The 22,994-nt window shown below is 53.3% G+C and carries 22 protein-coding genes and 1 pseudogene; 2 read left to right on the top strand and 21 right to left on the bottom strand.

Annotation, left to right across the window (positions count from 1 at the left end):
• Positions 1-56: 56 nt before the first annotated feature.
• From M2298_RS05290 to M2298_RS05265, 6 genes are all read right to left on the bottom strand, one after another.
• Positions 57-296, bottom strand: a complete 240-nt coding sequence (locus M2298_RS05290) for a YqzK family protein (RefSeq protein ID WP_122965876.1) — start codon at positions 294-296, stop codon at positions 57-59.
• Positions 297-354: 58 nt separating this feature from the next.
• Entirely contained in the window at positions 355-1,485 is a 1,131-nt protein-coding gene (ald, locus tag M2298_RS05285; RefSeq protein WP_173599143.1) for an alanine dehydrogenase, read from the bottom strand.
• A 116-nt stretch (positions 1,486-1,601) separates the two neighbouring features.
• Positions 1,602-2,066: a ferric iron uptake transcriptional regulator gene (gene fur, locus M2298_RS05280; RefSeq protein ID WP_063226868.1), complete on the bottom strand. Its 465-nt coding sequence runs from the start codon at positions 2,064-2,066 to the stop codon at positions 1,602-1,604.
• 94 nt (positions 2,067-2,160) lie between these two features.
• Complete coding sequence (gene spoIIM / locus M2298_RS05275) at positions 2,161-2,787, bottom strand: stage II sporulation protein M (protein ID WP_122965874.1); 627 nt, start codon at positions 2,785-2,787, stop codon at positions 2,161-2,163.
• A 66-nt stretch (positions 2,788-2,853) separates the two neighbouring features.
• The gene (locus M2298_RS05270) at positions 2,854-4,023 is read right to left on the bottom strand and encodes an endonuclease Q family protein (protein WP_173595782.1); all 1,170 of its coding nucleotides are present in this window, start codon (positions 4,021-4,023) and stop codon (positions 2,854-2,856) included.
• Entirely contained in the window at positions 4,023-4,586 is a 564-nt protein-coding gene (locus tag M2298_RS05265; RefSeq protein WP_122965898.1) for an NUDIX domain-containing protein, read from the bottom strand. Before M2298_RS05265 ends, M2298_RS05270 begins: the two co-directional genes overlap by 1 nt.
• A 102-nt stretch (positions 4,587-4,688) precedes the next feature.
• Between M2298_RS05265 and M2298_RS28185 the strand changes: the two are divergent.
• Positions 4,689-4,736 (top strand): annotated as a pseudogene (locus M2298_RS28185) (hypothetical protein); the annotation flags it as partial.
• A 7-nt stretch (positions 4,737-4,743) separates the two neighbouring features.
• Here the strand turns inward: M2298_RS28185 and M2298_RS05260 are convergent.
• From M2298_RS05260 to M2298_RS05215, 10 genes are all read right to left on the bottom strand, one after another.
• A complete protein-coding gene (locus M2298_RS05260) occupies positions 4,744-5,952 on the bottom strand; it encodes a DUF3866 family protein (RefSeq protein WP_280648296.1) in 1,209 nt (402 codons plus the stop codon).
• Between the two features lie 118 nt (positions 5,953-6,070).
• On the bottom strand, positions 6,071-7,192 hold the full coding sequence (locus M2298_RS05255) for a M20/M25/M40 family metallo-hydrolase (protein ID WP_122965870.1): 1,122 nt from the start codon (positions 7,190-7,192) through the stop codon (positions 6,071-6,073).
• Positions 7,193-7,299: 107 nt separating this feature from the next.
• A complete protein-coding gene (mce, locus tag M2298_RS05250) occupies positions 7,300-7,737 on the bottom strand; it encodes a methylmalonyl-CoA epimerase (RefSeq protein WP_122965897.1) in 438 nt (145 codons plus the stop codon).
• Positions 7,738-8,081: 344 nt separating this feature from the next.
• A complete protein-coding gene (locus M2298_RS05245; protein WP_274875222.1) occupies positions 8,082-10,214 on the bottom strand; it encodes a copper amine oxidase N-terminal domain-containing protein in 2,133 nt (710 codons plus the stop codon).
• A gap of 249 nt (positions 10,215-10,463) precedes the next feature.
• On the bottom strand, positions 10,464-11,837 hold the full coding sequence (locus M2298_RS05240; protein WP_280648295.1) for a dihydrolipoamide acetyltransferase family protein: 1,374 nt from the start codon (positions 11,835-11,837) through the stop codon (positions 10,464-10,466).
• Positions 11,838-11,858: 21 nt separating this feature from the next.
• Positions 11,859-12,842, bottom strand: a complete 984-nt coding sequence (locus M2298_RS05235) for an alpha-ketoacid dehydrogenase subunit beta (protein WP_063226862.1) — start codon at positions 12,840-12,842, stop codon at positions 11,859-11,861.
• 13 nt (positions 12,843-12,855) lie between these two features.
• Positions 12,856-13,848 (bottom strand): thiamine pyrophosphate-dependent dehydrogenase E1 component subunit alpha, encoded by a 993-nt coding sequence (locus M2298_RS05230; protein ID WP_063226861.1) that lies wholly within the window; start codon positions 13,846-13,848, stop codon positions 12,856-12,858.
• 17 nt (positions 13,849-13,865) lie between these two features.
• Complete coding sequence (gene lpdA / locus M2298_RS05225; RefSeq protein ID WP_280648294.1) at positions 13,866-15,287, bottom strand: dihydrolipoyl dehydrogenase; 1,422 nt, start codon at positions 15,285-15,287, stop codon at positions 13,866-13,868.
• A 202-nt stretch (positions 15,288-15,489) separates the two neighbouring features.
• On the bottom strand, positions 15,490-16,581 hold the full coding sequence (locus tag M2298_RS05220) for a Glu/Leu/Phe/Val dehydrogenase dimerization domain-containing protein (RefSeq protein WP_063226859.1): 1,092 nt from the start codon (positions 16,579-16,581) through the stop codon (positions 15,490-15,492).
• 209 nt (positions 16,582-16,790) lie between these two features.
• Entirely contained in the window at positions 16,791-18,866 is a 2,076-nt protein-coding gene (locus tag M2298_RS05215; protein WP_122965866.1) for a sigma 54-interacting transcriptional regulator, read from the bottom strand.
• A 173-nt stretch (positions 18,867-19,039) separates the two neighbouring features.
• Here M2298_RS05215 and M2298_RS05210 point away from each other — a divergent pair, with 173 nt between their 5' ends.
• Positions 19,040-19,300 (top strand): DUF2627 domain-containing protein, encoded by a 261-nt coding sequence (locus M2298_RS05210; RefSeq protein WP_063226857.1) that lies wholly within the window; start codon positions 19,040-19,042, stop codon positions 19,298-19,300.
• A 40-nt stretch (positions 19,301-19,340) separates the two neighbouring features.
• Here the strand turns inward: M2298_RS05210 and M2298_RS05205 are convergent, their stop codons facing one another.
• The 5 genes from M2298_RS05205 to M2298_RS05185 all read right to left on the bottom strand — a co-directional run bounded on the left by M2298_RS05205 (position 19,341) and on the right by M2298_RS05185 (position 22,898).
• Positions 19,341-20,204: an MraY family glycosyltransferase gene (locus M2298_RS05205; protein ID WP_280648397.1), complete on the bottom strand. Its 864-nt coding sequence runs from the start codon at positions 20,202-20,204 to the stop codon at positions 19,341-19,343.
• Complete coding sequence (locus M2298_RS05200; protein WP_173599147.1) at positions 20,201-20,884, bottom strand: glycosyltransferase family 2 protein; 684 nt, start codon at positions 20,882-20,884, stop codon at positions 20,201-20,203. Before M2298_RS05200 ends, M2298_RS05205 begins: the two co-directional genes overlap by 4 nt.
• Positions 20,871-21,428, bottom strand: coding sequence for a copper transporter (locus M2298_RS05195; protein WP_173599148.1), 558 nt, complete (start codon positions 21,426-21,428; stop codon positions 20,871-20,873). The genes M2298_RS05200 and M2298_RS05195 overlap by 14 nt, the downstream gene beginning before the upstream one ends.
• 9 nt (positions 21,429-21,437) lie before the next feature.
• Positions 21,438-22,610 carry a putative cytokinetic ring protein SteA gene (gene steA / locus M2298_RS05190; protein WP_280648293.1) on the bottom strand — a complete coding sequence of 391 codons (1,173 nt, stop codon included), beginning with the start codon at positions 22,608-22,610 and terminating at the stop codon, positions 21,438-21,440.
• Between the two features lie 111 nt (positions 22,611-22,721).
• On the bottom strand, positions 22,722-22,898 hold the full coding sequence (locus M2298_RS05185) for a DUF2759 family protein (protein WP_122965862.1): 177 nt from the start codon (positions 22,896-22,898) through the stop codon (positions 22,722-22,724).
• Between the last annotated feature and the right edge of the window lie 96 nt (positions 22,899-22,994).

Below are 22,994 nucleotides of genomic sequence, written 5' to 3'. Positions count from 1 at the left end.
TTGCTTTCCACACCAAGTAAAAATCTCCTGCTGCCCGTACACAAAAAAATGTGCAATTACTCTCCCGTCAAATAAAACAGCTGCAAACGGGCGAGATAACCGTCCCAATCTTGTGTCTGTGGGGAGTTGATGATTTTTACGACCTTGACGGCATTGCCGTGCGGTTCATGATAAGGATCAGCGGGCAAAAGTTTATCCGCCAACAAGGTGACGATACCGTACGAGAGCAATGAGCATGTCACGAATAACAGCAAAAAGCGAAGCGCCTCCATAATCCGGCGATACGGGACCCCCATTTTGTCCACCTCCCTGCTCTCTCCATATGTATGCATCTGCCACCTCGCCCATTCTGCCCTACAGCGGCAAGTCCTGCAACACATCATCCAGAGGGGTGTACGGCAAGGACAAGGAACGGGCAACGGCTTCGTAAACGATATGGCCGTTCAGCACGTTGACGCCTCTCGCCAAAGCACGGTGTTGGGCAATCGCCGCCCGGTACCCTTTGTTTGCCAGCAACAGCCCGTACGGCAGCGTGACGTTGGACAGCGCAATCGTCGAGGTGCGCGGCACAGCTCCCGGCATATTCGCGACCGAGTAGTGGACAACGCCGTGTCTGACATACGTAGGATCACTGTGCGTAGAAATCCGGTCTACCGTCTCGATGGAGCCTCCCTGGTCAATCGCCACATCGACAATGACAGAGCCAGGCGTCATGGACTTGACCATTTCCTCTGTGACCAGCCGCGGAGCGCGGGCGCCGGGAATGAGCACCGCGCCGATCAGCAAGTCTGCGCGCCTTACCGCTTCGGCAATATTGTACGAGTTGGACATCAGCGTATGCAGTCTGCCGCCAAATATCTCATCCAGCTCGCGCAGCCGATTCGCATTAATATCGAGCAGCGTAACGTTCGCTCCCAGCCCGATTGCCATCCGCGCCGCATTCGTTCCGACGATGCCACCGCCGACGATGACGACATGACCGGGCAGTACGCCAGGCACTCCTCCCAGGAGAACGCCTTTGCCACCGTGCGGCTTCTCCAGGAACTGCGCTCCGATCTGCACAGACATTCTCCCCGCCACTTCGCTCATCGGCATGAGCAAAGGCAGGGCACCGCTGTCGGTTTGAATCGTCTCGTACGCAACCGCCACCACCTTTTTCGCCCGCAACTGTTCGGTCAATTCCCGTTCAGGGGCGAGATGCAGATACGTAAACAAGATTTGATTTTCCCGAAAATAAGCGTACTCGTCTGGCAACGGCTCTTTTACCTTGCAAATCATGTCCGCCTTTTTCCATACTTCCTCAGCGGACGGCTGAATTTCGGCCCCGGCTGCTGCGTAGTCTTCATCGGTAAAGCCGGAACCGACACCTGCTTGCGTCTCCACCAGCACGCGATGTCCCGCTTGCTTGTAGGAACTTGCACCAGCAGGCGTCAGTCCGACGCGATTTTCATTGTTTTTGATTTCTTTTGGCACACCAATAATCAAAAGCCATCTCGCCTCCTGTCTCCATGTACTGTTTTAGGATGCCACAGGAAAACGCAGGCCATTACAAAAGCTCTCCCGGAAAAAGAAAAAACTTCTCCGTTCCCAGAGAAGTTGGCTTATTTGAAGTCCTCTACGTTCACTTTATCGATGCAGCGGCTGCAAACGCCGTAAAAGGTAAGTCGGTGGTCGGTAATAGCAAAGTTATAAACATTCTTGACCTTTTCTTCTGCACTGACAAGCAAGTCTTCAAAAATTTCGTCCACGGTTCCGCAATTGAGGCAGATCAGGTGATGGTGGTGGTAAGCTGCGTTGTCATCGCGCAAATCGTATCTCGCTACCCCATCGCCAAAGTTCATTTTATGAAGGATTTTCAAGTCGCTCAAAAGCTCAAGTGTCCTGTATACAGTAGCAAGCCCGATTTCCGGAGCTTTATCCTTCACCAGCAAATAAACATCTTCCGCGCTCAAGTGATCTTCTTCGTTTTCCAGCAAGACGCGAACAGTGGCTTCACGCTGTGGTGTCAGCTTGTAGTTCTGTGAATGCAACTGTTGCTTGATCTTCTCTAATTTTTCTTCCAACATTAATGCCCCTCCCCGCTCGCATGAAACCTGTTCCTATTATAGTAGAGGGGCGTCGAATAAGTCAAATGCATAAGTTATTACCTGATAATAATTCTTAATTAATTACGAGCTGCATCAGCCTCGGTGAAACAAAAGTCTCGAACAAAGCAGCCAGCGTCAGCACGCCGAGCATCGATATGACAAGGACGGTGTAGCCCATAAAATGTGGCATGATCCCGTCTCGCTTGCTTAACAACCGGGTTTGAATCAGCCGCATGGAAAAAGAAATTCCGCTTACACCTACAATGAACAAGGCCGGGACGACGAGCAAGTTTTGCGGGAGAACGCCCAGCATGGCGAACGTTACTCCTTTCCACTGCAACTGGCTGACCAAAAAGCCGACAGTAAATCCGATGACGACCCCTTTGAGAAACAGCATCAACAAAATCATTGGCAGGCCGATGATGGACAAGCCCAATACCCACATGATCGCAACTGTCTTCGAATAATGCCCGAACGACTGCTGAAAATGGGCGCTCGTTTCCGGGATGCCGCTTGTGCTCAGGCTGTTAAAAAAATATTGGAGAAATCCGTACAACTCCTGCTTTTGCGAGAGCGGCAGCGAGTTGACGAGCACAGCACCGAAGATGATCCCCATGGTAAACAGGACGATCGTAAACCAATAGAGCGACTGATGTTCTCTCATATAGGATTGGATAGTTTGTCCGACTCGTGAACGCACGGTTCGTCCCCTCCCGCTTCGCTGATTACTGTACAGCTTATGCGCCGGGGGTGGCGACTATGACCGCTATGACAAAATCACCTTTCCGTAAGTACCCGCGCCGCCTTTTTGCACGTTCAACGATCCGTCCCTGCCCGCGACAATGAGCTTGGCGATTTTTTCTCCGACGACCTTTGCCAACTCGTCCTCCGTGGCTCTATGCACCACATTCATTTGCGTCCCGAAGGCTTGGTACAGCTTCTCAAGCAGTTTCGGCCCGATTCCGGGGATAAACTCCAGCGGAAACTGCTCGATATAAGGAGGACGAAACGCAGGGTGCGCTCCCGCCTCCCGATCGGCCAACTCATCAATGCGGGCTGCCACACCCCGCACAATCCGCTTGTGACCGCACTCCGGGCATCTCCCCGCAGCATCGGCCGGCAAGAGCGACTGGCAGCCTTGGCAAGCCGTCTGATGATATTTGCCCAGTTGCGGATGCAAACCGTAGTTGACCGCAACAGCTCTGCCGTCCTGGCGGCGAATCGCCTTTTCCCATTCGGCAAAAGAACGCTCAGCCATGCGGATGCTCTGATACTCCCTGCCAATTTTCCCGAGCGAATGCGCGTCCGAATTGGTGAGAAACGTTTTGGTGTGCAGCTCGGACAACCGATCCGCCATGTCCGTATTGGCACTCAGCCCAAGCTCCACAGCATGTACCAAGGTTGGGTCCAGCACGTCAGCCAAATGATCGGTACAACTGCCGTACAGCCCCTTGTGCGGCGTAAAAATATGGGCAGGAATCAACAGGCCGCCAAGGTGCTCCACCCATTCCTGAAGCTCGCGCAAACGCGCCGACACACGCTGCGAGCTTAACTGGACATTTTTGCAGCGCTGCGAGAGCCAGCGTGTCCATTGCTGCATGGCGCAAAGCGTCGGCAAGTAGACAAGAAAATGCGCTTCTCCCCTGCCCGGCTCCTTGATTTCCAGTTCGCAGCCCAAGATGAGCATCGTTCCCTTGTACAAAATCCCTCCGTGCTCGTGCTCCGCCGCTACACCCGCTTCCAGAAGGGACAGCAGCTCGTCCTGCACCTCGGGCGAGTGCGAATCAATGATCCCGATGACGTCCATGCCCTTTTTTTCCGAAGCTTCCTCCAATATTTTGGTCAGCGTCATCTGCCGTGAAGCCGTTATTTTCACCGGCTTGCCCGTCCACGTGCCGCCAATATGGATGTGCATGTCGCAAAAGTAGTTGTGCATCAGCCCTTCAACTGCTCTCTCAGCAATTTGTTCTCCCAGGCAAACAAGGCTACGACCGTTTTGGCATCGCGAATCTCCCCGTTTTTATGCAACTCGCGCGCCTCCTCCAGCGTCAATTCGAGGGTGTCCACAAATTCGTCCTCGTCCGGCTTGCTCTCGCCCTTTGTCAGCCCTGTAGCGACAAACACATGCAAAAGCTCATCGGCAAATCCCGGAGACGTGTAAAAAGCACTGAGCGGCTCGTAATGGCTCGCCACATAGCCTGTCTCTTCTTCCAGTTCGCGCATGGCGCAAGTCAACGGCTCCTCGCCCGCTTCCAGCTTACCCGCCGGGATTTCCACGATCGTTTGCTCCAGCGGCTTGCGGAATTGGCGTACAGCTACGAGCTTGTTATCGTCGGTCAAGGCGAGAACCGCAACAGCCCCCGGATGATTGACAATCTCGCGCTTCGCCGTGTTTCCGTTAGGCAAAAGCACGTCATCCACTTTCAGTTTAATGATTCGCCCTTCGTAAATCGATTGGCTGGCAATCGTTTTTTCGTACAAATGATCTTGCTTGCTCACATTCATCATCCTTTTTTCAGCTTGGCGTTCTAAATCCACTTGTCCCTCCATAAGTTGGGAGCATGAAGCTTGTCCACCCTATTGTATCGGAGGAGATTGTGGATGAAAACCTATGTCAGCGAAAAGCAATTGCGAATGGTCGGGAAAGCTTGGGAAATCAAGGCTGCTCTTCGTTCCTGGTCAAGTAAAGACCTAACGCTTCAAGAGTACCTGACGAAACGGGCAAACGCGGCTCGCCGTTAGCAGCGAGCTTGCCGCTTTGCATGCTTTTTCCCAGCATATCTGCCGCCAACACAGCGGTTTGAAACGGCACGCAGTCCACTTCCCAGCTTCTGCCCATCGTAGAAAAGGACAAGCCGTGCCTTTGCTCCAACGCCTTCAAACGCTCGCTTGCAGGAGCCTTGCCTCTGACCAGAACGTGTTTGGCGGAACTGTTGACAATCGCCTGCGCCTGCTGCTCAATGAGACAATCGCGCTCGTCTCCGAGAACAGGCAACGTCACGATTGTCGGCGCCAGGGCAAACCGCCCCAAAATTGCGGTCGTATGATGGCTGATTCCGTAATGCCTGCTGCGCTGGTCAGCAAAGCTGATGCGCGGGATAAAAAAAGGGGTCCCGCCAAGAGCCGACACGGCGTGAATGACTTCCGCCAGTTGAACGCCGGAAAATCCGTACACTGTACCCGTACCTGCGACGCCAGGCCCAAGCATGCACAGGATGACATCTGCCTTTTCCACATGACGTGCGGCCAGCAAACCGCTGTGAATCGTCACCGCCTCGCGATTTCCTCCCCAGGCGTGTCCAGTCGTGACTGTCGCTGTCAAATGGCCTGCTCGCGACAACTGCCGGACGTGCTGGCTGAAAGCAATCGGCAGCGAAGCAGCGTCAGGCATCACATAGACGATCCGCAACTGCGGATGCTTCTCTTTTAAGGCAAGAACAGCTGGCGGCAACAAGCTGTGCAGCTCTCCGATCAACACAGGCGTACCTTCCAGCGTCAAGTCTGCCTGCAAAAACAGCTCATGAAAAGGGCTTGCCTGTTCTTCCACGGCATCCACTGCCAATTGCCACGGGGAATAACGCATTTTCATAATATGCCCCCATTCGCTCGGAGCCACATCACAATCGACTTCCCCGGCGCTTTTGCCCACGACCAGATGAAATCCGCCTGTCCCCAACTGCAGCTGAAGCGCTGTCGTGTTGAGCAAAAGATTGTCTCCTGGGGAGTATTCCTCCCGGGCAAAAGAAATCGCCTTTTGCGTTTGCAGGCTTCCCGCTTCTTGCCTGCTCAGCTTTACCTCCAGCACTTGCATGCCTGTTTGCCGCTCCAACACGCGAATGACCGTACCCGTTGCCAAATGCAGCATGCTCTTCCCCCTCGTCCGCTCCTTCCTACAGTGTATGACAGACCACGATTGTCCCAATCATCCAACCCGAAAAGAAGCAAAAAAGCGGAACCCTCTGAAGGATTCCGCCACCTGTCGTTTACTCTTGTACTTCTGCGATGATCGCCAGCACCAGTTCTGCCGCTTTGTTCAGCTCGGAGATTGGCATGCGCTCGCTTTTCGTATGGATTTCTTCATAACCGATCGCAAAGTTCACGCTCGGAATGTTGTATCCGTTGAATACGTTGCCGTCGCTGCCTCCGCCACTTGCAACCAGCTCCGGATTGCGGTCAATACGCTTCACCGCTCCAATCGCTTTGTTTACAACTGGGGTAGATTCATCGAATTTGTAGCCATGGTACATGAAAATGACTTCGTTCTCGCACGTAGCGCCCATCTCGGCAGCCGCTTCCTCGAATGCCGTCGTCATTTTTTTCACTTGCGCTTCCAGCTTGTCCATGACCAGGCTGCGCGCTTCCGACCAGATTTCCACATAGTCCGTAACGATGTTGTACGCCCGGCCACCTTCAAAACGACCGATGTTCGCAGTCGTGTCCGCATCGATGCGCCCCAGAGGCATGCGGGAAATCGCCTTGCTAGCAACAGTAATCGCACTGATTCCATCCTCTGGATTCACGCCAGCGTGAGCCGCTTTGCCGTGGATTTTGGTGATGATTCTGTACTGCCCAGCACCTGCAACGGTGATTTTGCCAACCGGACCTTCGGAGTCGAGAATGAAGCCCATCTCCGCTTTCAGCAGGCTGGAATCCAAAGCGCGGGAACCTACCAGGCCGGATTCTTCCCCGACTGTCAGAACAACCTGGATCGTTGGATGCGGCAGGTTTTGTTCCTTCAGCGTGCGAATGCCTTCAAAAATCGCAGCAATGCCGGCTTTGTCGTCCGCTCCCAGAATGGTCGTGCCATCGGAGTATACATAGCCATCGCGGATTTGCGGTTTGATCCCGTTTCCTGGCACTACCGTGTCCATATGGCTGCTGAACAAAATAACCGGGCCGTTTCCTGTGCCTTCCAAGGTAGCAATCAGGTTGTTGGCGCCGTGTCCTGTTTTCGCTGCCGCATCGTCTTCTTGGACGGTAAAGCCCATCTCGATCAGCTTTTCTTTCAGCACTTTGTTTACGGCTGCTTCGTTTTTCGTTTCGCTGTCAATTTGCACAAGCTCCAGAAACTCGTTTAGCAAACGCTCTTCGTTGATCACACTCACACTCGTTACCTCCCGATTACTTGCCCGATTTTGGTACATATTCACAAGTTCCAGTATACCGCAAAAAATTTTTTTCTACTACGAAATCACTCGTGATTCTTTTTCACTCATTGCTCGTCCACATGCGAATTTTCGTTTTTCGGGTATTGGCACAGCTCGTACAGCACTCCGCCAGCCGCTTTTGGATGCAAAAACCCGATCAGGGCGTCATGCGCACCTGCTTTGGGTGTCTCGTGAATGAGCGGCACTCCCTGTTCCTTCAACTGCTGCAAACGGGTTGTGACGTCGTCTACATCCAGTGCGATGTGGTGGATTCCTTCTCCCCGCTTCTCGATGAACTTGGCAATCGGGCTGTCTTCGCCAAGCGGCTCCAAAAGCTCAATTCGGCTTTCCCCGATTGCCAGAAACGCTACCTTGACCTGCTCGCTTTCTACCACTTCTGATCCTACCAATCGCAAGCCCAACTGCTCCGTGTAAAAAGGAAGCGTCTTCTCCAGACTCTTTACCGCGATCCCGATATGGGCAATTTTGTTTGGGGTGCTCACAGCCATCATCCTTTTTCAAATGGTTGTCTCGAAAGCGACATTTCGGTACAATCCTGTTGAGGTCATTCGATCGTACTTTTTTATTCTAGCATAGCCAGGGTCGAAATTACCTGATCTTTTCCTTTTATTTGGGCATTTTCCGATCTGAAAGGAGGTTTTTTCTGTTATGAAATTTCAATCCCTGTTCGCAAAAATCCTCATCGGGTTGTTGATTCTCTCCCTGATCATCCCAACGTTCTTTTACTATCTGTAAGCGGCGAGACTCAACTGTCTTGCAAGCAAAAACCCCCTGCTGCAGCCTTTGTCAAGCTGCGCAGGGGGTTTCTCGTTTTGTTGCCTGTTTATTATTTGTAGACAAACACGCTGGATGTTTTCGCATCCCAGCCTACTTTATAACCGAGGTTATCGGTTACCGTACGGATTGGAACCATCGGCATGCCATTGTTCAAAACAACTGGCGCAGGGAGCGTAATTTCTTGAGCGCCCAGCTTCGCTTTATTGGAGCCAACAGTAAACTTCAACACTTTTGTGCCGCTGATTACCGCGACGTCTTTGTTGTTCCATTGTGTAGTCAAGGACAGCGCTTCTTTGAAAAATTGCGCAGGCACCATTGTCGTGTTGCCATTCACAATCGTAGGCGCTACTTGCAGCGGATACGCTTTTCCGTTTACGGTGAAGTTCGCAGTACCTACTTTGAACAGAGCCGCATTTGCAGGCACAGCTACGGAAGGTTGTGCTGGCTGAGCAGGTTGAGCTGGAGCAGGCATACCTACACCTACCGCCCGTGCAAACAGCAGACCTTTTTCTTCAGAGGTAAACACGCTGATGCTGTAAGTGCTTTTCACCGCTGGATTCACGATATTCGCCGCTGCATTGATGCTGATGTTCGCCGCAGTGGCAGCAGGGATGTCCTGGGATGGGTAAATCAGCACATTTTGGCCGCGCACAGCAACATAGTTGGCTGCCACGCCGTTCACAGACACGTTCGCCGGAGCGATGTAAGCCGGAACTTTGTAACCTGCCGGGAATACAAGCTCAACGAAATCGCGTTGCTTCACAAGCCCTACACCCAATGTTTTGATTGCCACATTGACGCCTGTCGCTTTTCCAACCGCTGTGGAAGTCAGACCGATCGTCGCAGTGCTGTTGTTCACTGTGGTGTTCGGCACTGGAGTCGGCGTTGGAGTCGGATTTGGCGTTGGATTTACCGAAGATCCGCTAACGGAAAACGATTTGGATTCCAAAGTGCGGCCTGCAACCGTTGCTTTGAGCGTGTAGCTACCCGCCGATTTCGGATTGGTGATCCATGCTCCCACAGCAACAACGACTTTCACTTCGCTGGTCGAAGAGAAGTTGGAAGGAGCTGTTACGTATACTTTGTTGCCCGCAGCGCTTACACGCTTCGCTGTTTTTCCGTTCAATGTAAATTCGGATGCGCTCAAGATGCCTGGCACCATGTCGGAAGAAGGAAATTCCAAAATGAGGTCTTCGTCCGCTCGGAGCTGTTTGTTGCCGAAGTCCGCATCAAAAGTGTAGCTGGTGCGCGCGCCAGCAGCTGGATCAGACAAATTGACGGAGAAAGCACTGGTAGCCGTGCTGGTGCTGGAACCGGATTTGGTGATCTCGAATTTTTCGGACTCGTATGTAACCCCGTCGTACTTCACTTTGAATGTATATTTGTCAGCACTGCTCGGATTTTCAATACCAGCCGATTTGCTGAACTCGATGGTCATGTAGTCATCTCCGTCAACGGAGCTTGGAACTTTGATTTCTACTTCGCCTTTGTTTACGCTGACAGACTTGACAGTCGTTCCGTTGACTTTGACATCGCTCGAATCAATGCTGGACGGCAGCATGTTTTTGTCTGGGAAAACTACAGTGATGTATTCGTTCGTTTCCAGTTCGTCGCTGCCTTTGAGCGAGATTTTTCCCAGCTTGATGCTGGTTTCATCGCCAGCTCCCTTGGAACCGAGCGAAACCGCGTAGTCACTGCTTGAACCGCTGCTAGAGCTGGAGCTGCCGCTCTTTTTGATTTCGATCTCGCCGGTATCTTCATCGTCGTCATTGCTAGTACCTACGGTGACATCGTACGTGCCTTTGCTTTTCGGGTTAGTGATGCCGGAAGTGATATCGATGGTAATTTTTCCAGCGTCAACACTTTCGTTTACCGTGATTTTGATTTCATTGCTGCTGACTTTTACGGTTTTTATGTCGAAATCGGCATCGATGTCGCTTTCGTCGATGTTTTTGCTGATTTTGAAATCAGAGTCAAATTCGATTGTGATGGAGTCGCCTTTTTCCAGGTCGTCCTTCATCGTAAATTTAATCGTGTACTTGCTATCTTCATCTACCCCGTCATCTTTTGCCGTGACAGACACCTTGCTTACGGCATGCGCCTCTTGCGGTACAGCAACAAAAGGTGTAGCGGCCAGCGCTGATGCCAGCACTAATGGTAGTGCTTTTTTACTTTTCTCCATGTTTTTCCTCCCACATTTGCCTATAATCTGGAAATTTTTCTCTAGCAGGTCGCTACCAGTTTACCATAAATGATATCTGGTGGGAATCTCTTCTATGGAAGATTCGAGACCCATTGGCTACTATTGCTAAGACGATGTCGCCCGCGAAAAAGTTACAGTCCAAAAAGAAACAGCTCAAAAATTTTTATCAAGCAAAAAACCAGGTCTGCTTCGACCTGGTTGCAGGGTGTAACCCGTCCTTCGGCAAAATCAGTACAGCTTGGTGTCCGGCCCGATGCTCTCCAGCTTCTGCTTCACGCTTTGCAGGAAACGTCCGCAAATGAGCCCGTCGAGCACGCGGTGATCCAAAGACATGCACAAGTTCACCATCGAACGTACCGCGATCATGTCGTTGATGACAACCGGGCGTTTTACGATGGATTCCACGCTGAGAATCGCTGCCTGTGGTGCATTGATGATCGGCTGGGACAGAACAGAGCCGAAAGACCCGGTATTGTTCACGGTGAACGTACCGCCAGTCATGTCGTCCATCGTCAGCTTGCCGGCGCGCGTGCGCGCAGCCAGATCGTCAACCGACTTGGCGATGCCCAGGATGGATTTTTGATCGGCATCCTTGATGACAGGCACATACAGGGCATCTTCTGTCGCAACGGCGATCGAGATGTTGATGTCTTTTTTCACGATGATCTTGTCATTCGCCCAGGTGGAATTGATCATCGGAAATTCTTTCAGCGCTTCCACGACCGCCTTGATAAAGAACGGCAAGAAAGTCAGATTGAGCCCTTCTTTTTTGGCGAACTCAGATTTGGCCTGGTTGCGGAAGTTGACCAGATTGGTTACGTCCACCTCGATCATCGTCCAGGCATGCGGAGCTTCGTGCTTGCTCTGCACCATGCGGCTGGCGATCGTGCGGCGGATAGGCGTCACCGGAACGACTTGATCGCCGCTGGCAACCGGGATGTCGATTGAAGCTGCTGGTGTCGCAACTGGAGCAGCGGTCGCTTGTGGTGCAGGGGTTGTCGCAGCAGGCGCAGGCGTTGCCGCCACTGGCGCTTGGGCAACAGCTTCCACTACTGGTTCAGCAGGTTTTTGACCACCTGCATCAATGATTGCTTGCACGTCCTTGCGCGTAATGCGCCCTCCCGCACCCGTGCCTGCGACGCGCGACAAATCAATGCCATGCTGCTGGGAAAGCATCATCACAGCAGGAGAATAACGTTGCTTAGGCCCTTCGTTTCCAGCTGCCTGTGGAGCAGCGGCAGAAGCAGATGGCACCGAGATCGCTGCCACCGCAGGCGCTGCGCTTGGTTGGCTGGCTGCCACGGCTGGTGTAGCTGGGGCAGCCGCCTCAGCTGCCGGACTCGCTTGCTCCGCCGATCCTCCGCCACTTTCTTCGATATATAGAATCAACGTTCCGACTGCTACAGTTTCTCCTTCCGCAACCACGATCTCCGTTACCCGACCGGATACGGTAGAAGGAACTTCCGCATTCACTTTGTCCGTCGTCACTTCAGCCAATGAATCGTATTTTTTGACGGTATCGCCAACATTGACCAGCCATTTGCTGATAGTCCCCTCGGTTACACTCTCACCCAGTTGGGGCATAAGTACTTTCGTTGCCATGACCTGTGGTCCTCCTCGCCTTTAAAAGTTGGCCAACTCGCGCATTGCTTCCAACACTTTATCCGGATTCAGCATGAAAAATTTCTCCATCGGAGGACTGTACGGCATTGCAGGTACATCCGGTCCGCACAGACGTTTGATTGGCGCATCGAGATCGAACAGGCAATGCTCGGCAACGATCGCCGCCACCTCTCCGCCGACTCCGCCCTCTTTGTTGTCTTCGTGCACGATCAGCACTTTTCCGGTCTTGGAGGCAGCTTCTGCAATCGCTTCCTTATCCAATGGGTACAAGGTGCGCAAGTCGAGAACATGCGCGCTGATACCTTCCTGTGCGAGCTTCTCGGCTGCTTGCAGGCAGAAGTGCAGGGCGAGTCCGTAAGAAATAACCGTAATGTCCGTACCTTCACGCTTGACGTCCGCTTTTCCGATCGGCAGGACATAGTCGTGCTCAGGCACTTCGCCTTTGATCAGGCGATAGCAACGCTTGTGCTCGAAAAAGAGAACCGGGTCCTCGTCGCGGATCGCCGCTTTGAGCAAGCCTTTTGCATCGTACGGGGTGGACGGAGCCACCACTTTCAGCCCAGGGATATTCGTAAACATCGCTTCCACCGACTGCGAGTGATAGAGAGCGCCGTGCACGCCGCCGCCGAATGGAGCCCGGATCGTGAGCGGGCAATTCCAGTCGTTGTTGGAACGGTAGCGCATCTTCGCCGCTTCGCTGACAATCTGGTTGACGGCTGGCATGATGAAGTCGGCAAACTGGATTTCCGCAATCGGCCGCATGCCGTAAGCAGCCGCCCCGATCCCTACCCCGACAATCGCCGATTCAGCCAGCGGAGTATCAATCACGCGCTCCTCGCCAAATTCATCAATCAATCCATTGGTCGCACGGAATACGCCACCGCGTACCCCTACGTCTTCTCCAAGAATAAACACATTGGGATCGCGACGCATTTCTTCCCGCATCGCCATCGTAATCGCATCAATAAACGAAATGACTGCCATGAAAGATCCCCCCTTAGTTCCCGTATACGTGAGTCAATGTCGATTCAGGTGTCGGATATGGTGCGTTTTCCGCATACTCGGTCGCTTCGTCCACTTCCAGCTGCACACGAGCCAGCATATCCGCTTCTGTATTTTCATCGAGCAAGCCGATTTCTCTCAAGTAAGCCGCGAAAACGATCAACGGATCTTTTTTCTTCGCTTCTTCGACTTCTTCACGCGTGCGATAGACGCGGTCGTCGTCGTCACTCGAATGGGGAACCAGACGGTACATGACCGCTTCGATCAAGGTTGCTCCTTCACCGCGACGAGCGCGATCAACAGCTTCCTTCATGACGCGATACACTTCAATCGGATCGTTGCCGTCTACGCTGACACCCGGGAAGCCGTAGCCAAGAGCGCGGTCCGCCACGCTTTCGCAAGCCAGTTGCTTCTTCAATGGAACAGAGATAGCGTACTTGTTGTTTTCACAGAAAAAGATGACCGGGAGCTTGTGCACGCCCGCAAAGTTGGCACCCTCGTGGAAATCCCCCTGGTTGCTGGAGCCTTCCCCGAAAGAGGTGTACACGACAAAATCTTTGTTTTGCATTTTGCCTGCCAAGGCCATGCCCACCGCATGCGGCACTTGGGTCGTAACCGGGCTGGAACCTGTCAGGATGTTGTATTTTTTACCGCCGAAGTGACCAGGCATTTGGCGGCCGCCACTGTTCGGATCTTCTGCTTTGGCAAAAGCGGAGAGCATGCAATCACGGGCAGTCTGACCAAATACCAGCACCAGGCCGAGATCGCGATAGTACGGGCACAAGAAGTCTTTGTCCGTCTCCAGAGCGAAAGCTGCTCCTACCTGTGCTGCCTCCTGACCCTGGCAGGAAATGACGAATGGCACTTTGCCCGCCCGATTCAACAGCCACTGGCGTTCGTCAATTTTTCGCGCGAGCAGCATGTAATAGTACATGTCCAGAACTTGCGCATCTGTCAAACCAACTTGTTCATGCCGTTTGGTTGTCATTGTGGATACCCTCCTTGCTAATTGTGAATCGCTTTTCCATCGACGGCCAATGCCGCTTCCATAATCGCCTCTGAGAGAGATGGATGCGGATGGATGGTCTGTCCAATCTCCCATGGCGTCGCATCCAGTACCCGGGCCAAGCCCGCCTCGGAGATCATGTCGGTCACGTGCGTACCGATCATGTGAACCCCTAGCAAATCATTCGTTTTGGCATCAACGACCAACTTCACAAAGCCGTCATTCTCGCCATGGATCAGTGCCTTGCCCAATGGCTTGAAGCTGAATTTGCCTACCTTTACTTCAAAGCCTTGCTCGCGCGCCTCTTTTTCCGTCAAGCCGACATTCGCCACTTCCGGACGGCTGTACGTGCATTTGGGAATCTTCGTGTAATCGAGCGGATGCGGATTCAGCCCAGCCATGTGCTCGACAGCCAAAATTCCTTCGTGCGAAGCAACGTGAGCCAGCTGCAAGCCGCCAATCACATCGCCAATGGCATATATATGCGATTCTGCCGTCTGGAAATGTTCGTTGACCACGACGACTCCACGCTCGATCTTGATCTCGGTCGCTTCGAGGCCGATGTTTTCTACATTGGCTTGGCGGCCTACCGAGACGAGAACTTTTTCTGCTTCAAAACGGTCGACGCCGTTTTTCGTCTCAGCCGAAATGCTGACTTTGCCCTCGCCTTTTTCCAGCATCTCGGGAAGCACCTTCGCCCCTGTGACGATGTTGACTTTGCGTTTTTTCAGCAAGCGAGCCAGTTCCTTGCTCACTTCTTCGTCTTCGAATGGCAAAATGCGATCTGCGTACTCGACAATCGTCACATCGACGCCAAAGTCGTTCAGCATGGACGCCCACTCGATTCCGATCACGCCGCCTCCGACGATCACGACCGACTTCGGCAACTGTTCCCACTGGAGTGCCTCGTCGCTCGTCACTACATAAGAGCCGTCAATGACCAGCCCAGGAAGCGTACGCGGGCGGGAACCCGTCGCGAGCAGCAAAAAGCGCGGCACGATCATTTCCTGATCGCCGTTTTCTTTTTCAATGCGGACAGCACCTGCTTGCGGCGAAAAGATGGATGGCCCCATCACGCGACCGAAGCCTTCGAAAATCGTGATGCTGCCTTTTTTCATCAAGTATTGAATCCCTTTATGAAGTTGGTCGATAATGCCTTGCTTGCGCTCCTGGATTTTGCTGAAATCATAGCCAACCGCGCCTGCCGATACACCGTATTTGTCCGCTTCCTTCAAGGTCGAAAATACTTCTGCGCTGCGCAAAAGCGCTTTGGACGGAATGCAGCCGCGATGCAGGCACGTTCCACCCAGCTTTTCTTTTTCCACAATCGCGACTTTCATTCCCAACTGGGACGCACGGATCGCTGCTACATAGCCGCCGGTTCCTCCACCGAGAACGACCAGATCAAATTCTTGTGACATGCTTGAGCTCTCCTTTCATAGAAGCGCCTTCACGCATTGGCGAAGACAGTCGAAAAAGCTGGTTGCTGCTCTTTTGTGGCGTTTGCCTACGTTTTTATGAGAATGAGAATATTCTAAGAACAGAGGATATGTACCCCCTGACCGCCCATTCATCGAGAAAAAGAAAGAGCGGGAGCAGGGGAATGGTTTCATTTAGGAACGATTAGCGGTGGTAAACCGTTTTTCCGTTTTGCAGGAAAGTATTGCGGGATTTGCCCACGCTGGCAATGCGCTCTTCTGCCATGCGGTCAGCCGCCTTGTAGGATGGCATGCCGTCGCGCTCAGCAATTTCGTACACTTTCAAGATCGTGTCGTAGATGGTTTCTACTTTTTTCAGGGCGCGCTCGCGGTTATAGCCTTGCAGTTCGTCAGCCACGTTGATAACGCCGCCTGCGTTGATCACATAGTCTGGCGCGTAGATCAGACCCATTTCGTGGATTTGATCGCCGTGACGCTCTTCTTTCAGCTGGTTGTTCGCCGCACCGGCAATTACTTTTGCTTTCAACAGCGGAATGGTGTCGTCGTTGATGATCGCACCAAGCGCGCAAGGAGAGAAGATGTCGCACTCTACGCCAAAGATGTCGTTGACGCCAACTGCTTTTGCTCCGAAATCGTTGACAGCGCGGTTTACGTTTTCTTCATTGATGTCGGTTACGATCAGGTGTGCGCCTTCCTCATGCAGGTGGCGGCACAGGTTGTATGCCACGTTTCCTACACCTTGTACAGCAACGACACGGCCGGACAAGGAATCAGATCCGAAAGCGAGCTTCGCAGATGCCTTCATACCGCGATATACCCCGTAAGCTGTGACCGGAGACGGGTTGCCGCTGGAGCCGAATGCAGGAGAAACGCCTGTTACGTAGTCGGTTTCCAGGTGGATCATGTCCATGTCAGCAACAGTCGTACCTACGTCTTCTGCTGTGATGTAACGGCCATTCAGACCTTGGATGTAGCGGCCGAATGCGCGGAACAGCTCTTCACTTTTATGCTGGCGCGGATCTCCGATGATCACGGCTTTACCGCCGCCAATATTGAGGCCAGCAGCAGCATTTTTGTAAGTCATGCCGCGACCGAGACGCAGTACGTCGATGATCGCTTCTTCTTCGGTTTTGTACGGCCACATGCGCGTGCCGCCCAATGCTGGTCCGAGTGTCGTATCATGAATGCAAATGATTGCTTTCAAACCGGAATTTTCGTCTTGGCAAAATACCAGTTGCTCGTAGTCGTACTTTTGCATGTAGTCAAAGATGTTCAATGAAGAAACCTCCCTAGTCTCATTCTTCTGGGTTAACAGTGGGCTCCGTGTGGAGAATTTCCCGTCAAGCAGTTTATGCAAAAGTCATGCCAACACCCTCCGCATTTTGAAAGCGCTTTATTATTAGGGACGTGGATGAAATCTCCATCCGTCAAGTGTGCATGTTTTTGCATGGTCGCGCAGGAATTTGCATGCAAAAAATTGCACGCTTAATTTCTTTCTTCCTGCTCATCCATGATTCCCAATTTTTCCATCTTGTAATACAAACTGCGAATGGCAATTCCCAACCGCTTCGCCGCCACGGTCCGGTTCCCTTTGGCCGCAGCCAGCTCCCGGATGATATGCTGACGTTCTGCTTCCTCCATCGCTTGCTTCAATGTTTTCCCTGTGGAGCTTGCCGTCACTTCTGCTTCCTGGCGGGCATGGCTTATTTTCCGCTCCAGCGGGGGCAAATGCTCAGGCAAAATGGTGCGCTCATTGATGCGCATATGTATCATCGCCCTGCCCAGAACGTTCTCCAGCTCCCGCACATTGCCCGGCCAATGATAGGACAACAGCATTTGCAACGTTTCTTCGTGCAGCTCCTCGACATTGCGGCCGTATTCCAGATTCGCCTTGCGCAGCAAGTACATCGCAATCGGCTTGATGTCTTCCAGGCGCTGTCTGAGCGGAGGAATATGGATGGGCACCACATGCAGGCGATAGTACAAGTCTTCCCGAAATTTCCCGGCTCCTATCGCCGCTTCGAGATTCACATGCGTGGCTGCAATCACCCGGACATCGATGTTGATCGGTTTCGTACCGCCGACCCGGACGACTTCGCGCTCTTGCAGGACGCGCAAAAGCATGACCTGCATCCCCATGGACAGCTCACCGATTTCGTCTAAAAATATCGTGCCCCCGCTTGCTTCCTCGAACAATCCGCGCTTGCCGCCGCGCCGCGCCCCTGTGAAAGCCCCTTCCTCGTAGCCGAACAGCTCGCTCTCCAGCAAGCTTTCGGAGATCGCTGCGCAGTTGACGCGGATAAACTGGTTGTACTTGCGCTCGCTCGCGTTGTGGATCGCGTGGGCAAACAGTTCCTTACCCGTGCCGGATTCGCCGCGCAGCAGCACGGTGGCTGGCGTCAACGCCGCCTTTTTTGCTTGCTCGATGGCGCTTTTCATCTGTTCGCTGTAGCCGATAATATCTGCGAAGCTGTATTTCGCCTCCAGCGTTCGGATGATCCGTCTCGCTTTTTCCAGTTCCTCGGTCAGCCGCTTGAACTCGGATACGTCGTGAATGACCCCGACGCTGCCTTTCAACTCGCCATCAACCACGACCGGAGCGACGTTCACCACGACGTCCTTGCGCTTGGGGCCGAGCTTCATCGGCACGCCCCTGACAGGCCGCTTCGTCTTCAACACTTGCATGTGCATGCTGTCGCCTTCGGAGATATCGACTGTAGCCGGCTTGCCGATAATATCGTCCGGCGAAAGCCCGGTCAGTCTCGTGTAGGCCGGGTTGATTAACAGACCGATGCCGTTTTGATCCACAACAGAAATCGCTTCGTCGGAAGACTGAATAATCGCTTGCAGCATGCTTTGCAATTCTTTCAGATCGGTCACTTCCTCCGCCAGCGCCATGACCTCGGTAATGTCGCGGAAAATCGCTACGGCTCCCACTACTTCTCCCTTGTCGTTTCGCACGGGAACGCGGTTCGTAATGATTCTCGTCTGATTGGGCAAAATCTGCTCCTGATTCAGTTCAGGACAGCCCGTCTCTAATACAATATGTAGTCTGGTGTTGGGTATACGCTCGGATACTTTTGTATCCAGCACTTCGCTTGCTTCAATGTCCATCAAGCGTTCTGCCGCTTTGTTGAACAACGTGATAATGCCTTGCCGATTGACCCCGATAATCGCATCGTGCGTGGAGTCGAGCATCGTTTCCCGCTCCCGCTGGTTTTGCATCATGACGGCAATCAGCTTGTCACGCTCGCGAATGAGCCGCATGACAATTCTCGTAAAGGTCCCTGGGATGAGCACCGTCTTGTCCTGCTTTAGCTGCCTGAGGTGCTCGTATTCGTTCAAGTCGCCCGTCGCTTCCAAAATGACGTCCAGCTCGTCGTCCAAATAAGGCCGATAATCCGTATCGACCTTGATTCCAAACGATTTCGCCAGGGCAATTCCGGGAGCGTCAGGCCGATGATCCACTACGGCTACAATTTTCAGCCTGTCCATCTGGTTCAGCATCCGCAGCAGAGCCGTTCCGCCTCGTCCAGCACCTACTATAAGCAGCTTGTGCATGCGCTAGACCCCTCACTTTTCATCTTACTCGTTACCATTGTACTGCAACAAACCGTTGATGGACAGGCTCTTCTCCCTAACGTGCGCTCGCTCGTGTGCACACACGGACTTGTGGACAAGCAACCAGGCATTCGCTATGATGAAGAAATGAGAGAGAAAGGTGTGAACCACCAGTGATCGTACAGAAAGTCATTGCCCTTTTAATCATGGTCATCCCGGCTGCGATTGCCATGTACGGAATCAAGCTGATCCGTGATGCTTTCTTTTATTCCACGGCACCCGATGTGGGTTTCATGTGGGGTCAACTGATCCTCGGCGTGCTTGCTCTGGTCATCCCTATTTTGTTTATTGCGGGCTTCATTTTACACCATGAACGAAAAAAAAATCGGGTTCAGCCCCGCTTTATGATTCGCGAGCCAGAAGACGACGAGTAGAACAGGCAGGTAATGATCTGCCTGTTTTTTAATGCCCCGCTCATCTCCCCCACTCATCCAGCCTGCGCAACCACGCCTGTCGTTCAATGACCCGCGAAAAGGACACAAACTCCGCCGCAACCTGCAACGTCACGAACCCGGCGAGAAATGTCACTTGCCACAAAAGCGGTACGGTCGTCACATACAAATAGCCGATGGAAAATCCAAGCGCATTTGCCCCGGTATCCCCGAGCATCATCCTGCCTCCTGCGTCGTGCGGAAACAACAGGACGCTGGCCACGAGAAGTGGCAGCAGGAACAGCCAGACAAACAACGCCTCCTCTGACGTCGCCGCAAGCACCCCGACAGCGATCGCCATGCAGACGAGCAGCCAATACACTTTGATCGCCCGCCCCGGTCTTAGGTCAAACAAGTTGAGGATGTTCGGAGAAATCGCCAGCAAGCCGCAGGCGACCAGCCAGGCGAAAATGTCGCTGGTGAGGAAGAGCGAGACAGCCACTGCGGTAAGCCCTCCGCCGATCAGCTTCCACATGCCGCTGGTCACTCGCCTTTCTTGCCACAAGACGCGAAAATGACCGCGAAAGCCTTTTGTCGCGCCATCGTTGGAGCGGTCGTCGATCCAGCCCCAGCAAGCCATTGCCGCCATTCCGCATGCAAGAAGAATGCCGTGCAGCAGCACAGTCTGGAAAGCCGCTGTCCACGCCTCCCAAAAAAGCTGGACGGCTGTCGAAAGCAGCGTGCTTGCTACAAGCACCAGCCCTCCCGCCGTAAGCACTTGTTCTCCAGCGTAATTGAATCGAGTCATGCCCTGGTTCAACAGAAACCGCGAAAAAAACGCGAGCAGCGGGCGATGCCAGACGAGCGGCAAGCCAAGAGCGAGCGCAAGCCCGAGGACGACCTTCATCTCCAAGCTTTTCCCTCCCACCACTTTCGGCACAACGTCCTGCCGATTGCCACAAATTCTTTGCCGCGATGAGCGTAGCCTTGCCAGTCGTTGCCTGTTTCCCGATGCTGAAACAAGACAGGCACTTCGTGAATGCGGTATCCTGCGCGCAACGCATCGACTGTAAGCCCGACCTCGATGCCAAAGCCTTTGTCGACTTTGCCGAGATGGGCCAGCAAGTCGCGGCGCATGGCTCTTTGCCCGGACAAGGGCGCTCGCGCTTCAAAGCCGGTCAGCCATTTGATCCCTTGATGAGCGAGCCCTTTTGCCAGGCCCATCCCGGCCTTTTGCTTCGGCGGCGGCAAAATCGCCACGGTCATGTCGCAGGCGTCAGCCAAAAGCGGAGGGAGCAAATGCTCAGCCTCGGCAGCACTTTCCCGCAAGTCTCCATCCAAAAGCATGATCACATCGCCACGCGCGCGCTGCCAGCCCAGTTGGACAGCCGCCCCTTTGCCCAGGTTGTACGGGTGGGATATCACCGTATCTGCCCATTTTTTGGCCAAGGTCGCTGTCTCATCCTCGCTGCCGTCGTCCACGACGATCAGCTCATCGCAAAAGAAGCGTTCGCGAATCGCCCGCAGCGTAACGCCAATCTCCTCTGCTTCGTTATAGGCCGGAATGATGACGCTAACTTTTTTCACGCGCTACCCTCATTTCCGTCAGTCGCTGCTGCATTTTTTCCAGCAAGGCCCACTGCTTGCCGACCGAGTCCGGCACTTGCTCGACCAGCAGCCATTTCCCTGCTGTCGCCCCTTGTTGCAGCCATGGCGGCGGCTGCTTGGCAACGACGAGCAACAAACCGTCTTCCCACGACTTGCCCTGCTCGTAAGGAACAACCTCAACCCCCATGGCGTGCATCAAGCGGGTAATAGGCCGGGCTTCCTTGTCGCCCTCCTGCCAGACGTATACCTTTTTTCCTCCCAATTCATTGCCGTAGCGCATCGCCATCATGTGGACGACTTCCTCGTTGCGTTGCTCGACTTCCTGAAGCAGCCGATTGATTTGCTGCTTCAAGTCCTGGTTGCTTTTGAGTGCCCGGTCGTACTTCGCCTCCATTTTCAGCAAAATTTCTTGAGCGCCCTGGGAAAACCAGGGATGTCCCGCTGTTCCGCCCAGCAGGATACCGACTCCGAGAGCGATGAATACAGCAGCCAGTGTAATCAGGTGATGCCGGAAAGAAATCATAGCGCCTCCTTAGAAAGCCCATGTCCGCCATTGCGTCCAGAGCATTTGGGCAGCGTGGCGGGCAATCGGATTGACCATCAAGGCTGCCGTAACGGGCAAAAGCATCGCAGCGAGACACCAGCCCCACAGCTTCCACGACCCGGAAGGCTGGTACAGCTGACTGACCCCTTTGGCGTCGATCAGCCTCGGTCCGATTTTCGTCCGCACCAAAAGCGTGCTCGCCATCCCTTTGCGTCCCTTTTCCAGAAAATCAATCATGTTCGTATGCGCCCCGATCGTCACAATCAGCTCGGCCTGATTTTCGTAGGCCAAAAGCATGGCGACATCTTCGCTTGTCCCCGGAGCAGGCAGCACGTGGTGAGCCATCCCCAGCCGCTCGACTCGCGCTTTCCCCGGCGCAGTGCCGTCCACATAGGCATGCACAACGATTTCTGCACCGCATTGCAAAGCTTTATCAGAGATGCTGTCCATATCGCCTACGATCAGGTCGGGCTGGTACCCCGATTGCAACAGCGCGTCCGCGCCACCGTCGACTCCGATCAAAACGGGATCGTATTCGCGGATGTACGACGAGAGCGTCTGCAAGTCTTCCCTGTAGTGCTTGCCGCGCACAACGACCACGACATGCTTTTTTTCCAATGGCGTTTTCAGCGGCGTGGCGTGCAGCGGCTTCAGAAACAAGTCTTTTTCTTTTTGCGCGTAAAGCAGCGTGTTATCTATAAATAAAGAAAGGGTGTCATCCAGTCTGCTTTGCGCCTCGGCCCATTTGCTGACCACGACGTCCATTCTTACTTCGCGAAGCGGCAGCACCATTTCCCATTGCGCTTCTCGCCGCAATTCCAGCCGGCCATCGCGGATCGCGGCATCCTGGCCGTCCCACGCTTCCCAGGCTGTCGGGATCGGCTGGGCTGAATCGGACTCTGCCTCAAACAAAGCCACGCCCGCGCCAAGCAACAATCGCGCTCCTTCGGCTGGATACTGTCCGGTCATAAAAGGGGCAAGATTGACAATCACCCGCGTTCCCGCTTCCAATAGCGATCGCGCTGCCATTTCATCCACATCCGGATGATCGATGACAGCGATCTGGTGGGGGTGGAGCCGTTTGCAAAGCTGCTTCGTTTTTCGATCCGCAGCAATCACTCCCGTATAGGTAAGAAAACCGCGGCTTTTTCGCTTGCCCATCTTTTCCACCTCCAGCCATTAGTATGCTAAAAATTTCCTCGGAGCATGCAAAAAAGAGGCTGTGCATGTATCGCACAACCTCTCTTCTGGCGGAAACGCTGGCCTGGTCAACTAGGCTCCCTTGGTTATGTAGTAAATAATCAAGCCGTCAGCAAACAGGAATACTACCAGTGAAACCACGCCAAATCCGATCGCGAATTTGTTCTTCGCCTTGATCGAGTTAAGACAGCCCCAAGCAATAAAGAACGTGAAGACGAACATCAGGAAATCAAACAACACAATCTTCATGTACGACAACTCCTTCACCATGATGACGCTAACCGATAATACAATGGCAATATTATTATATCTCCTTGCCTATTAAGAGACAAGCATATCCAAATT

Origin of the sequence: Brevibacillus sp. 1238 (genome assembly GCF_029892995.1) — a bacterium.
Lineage (GTDB): Bacteria > Bacillota > Bacilli > Brevibacillales > Brevibacillaceae > Brevibacillus > Brevibacillus parabrevis.
Note: the sequence above shows the minus strand (reverse complement) of the source record. Positions and strands in the feature narration are given on the sequence as shown.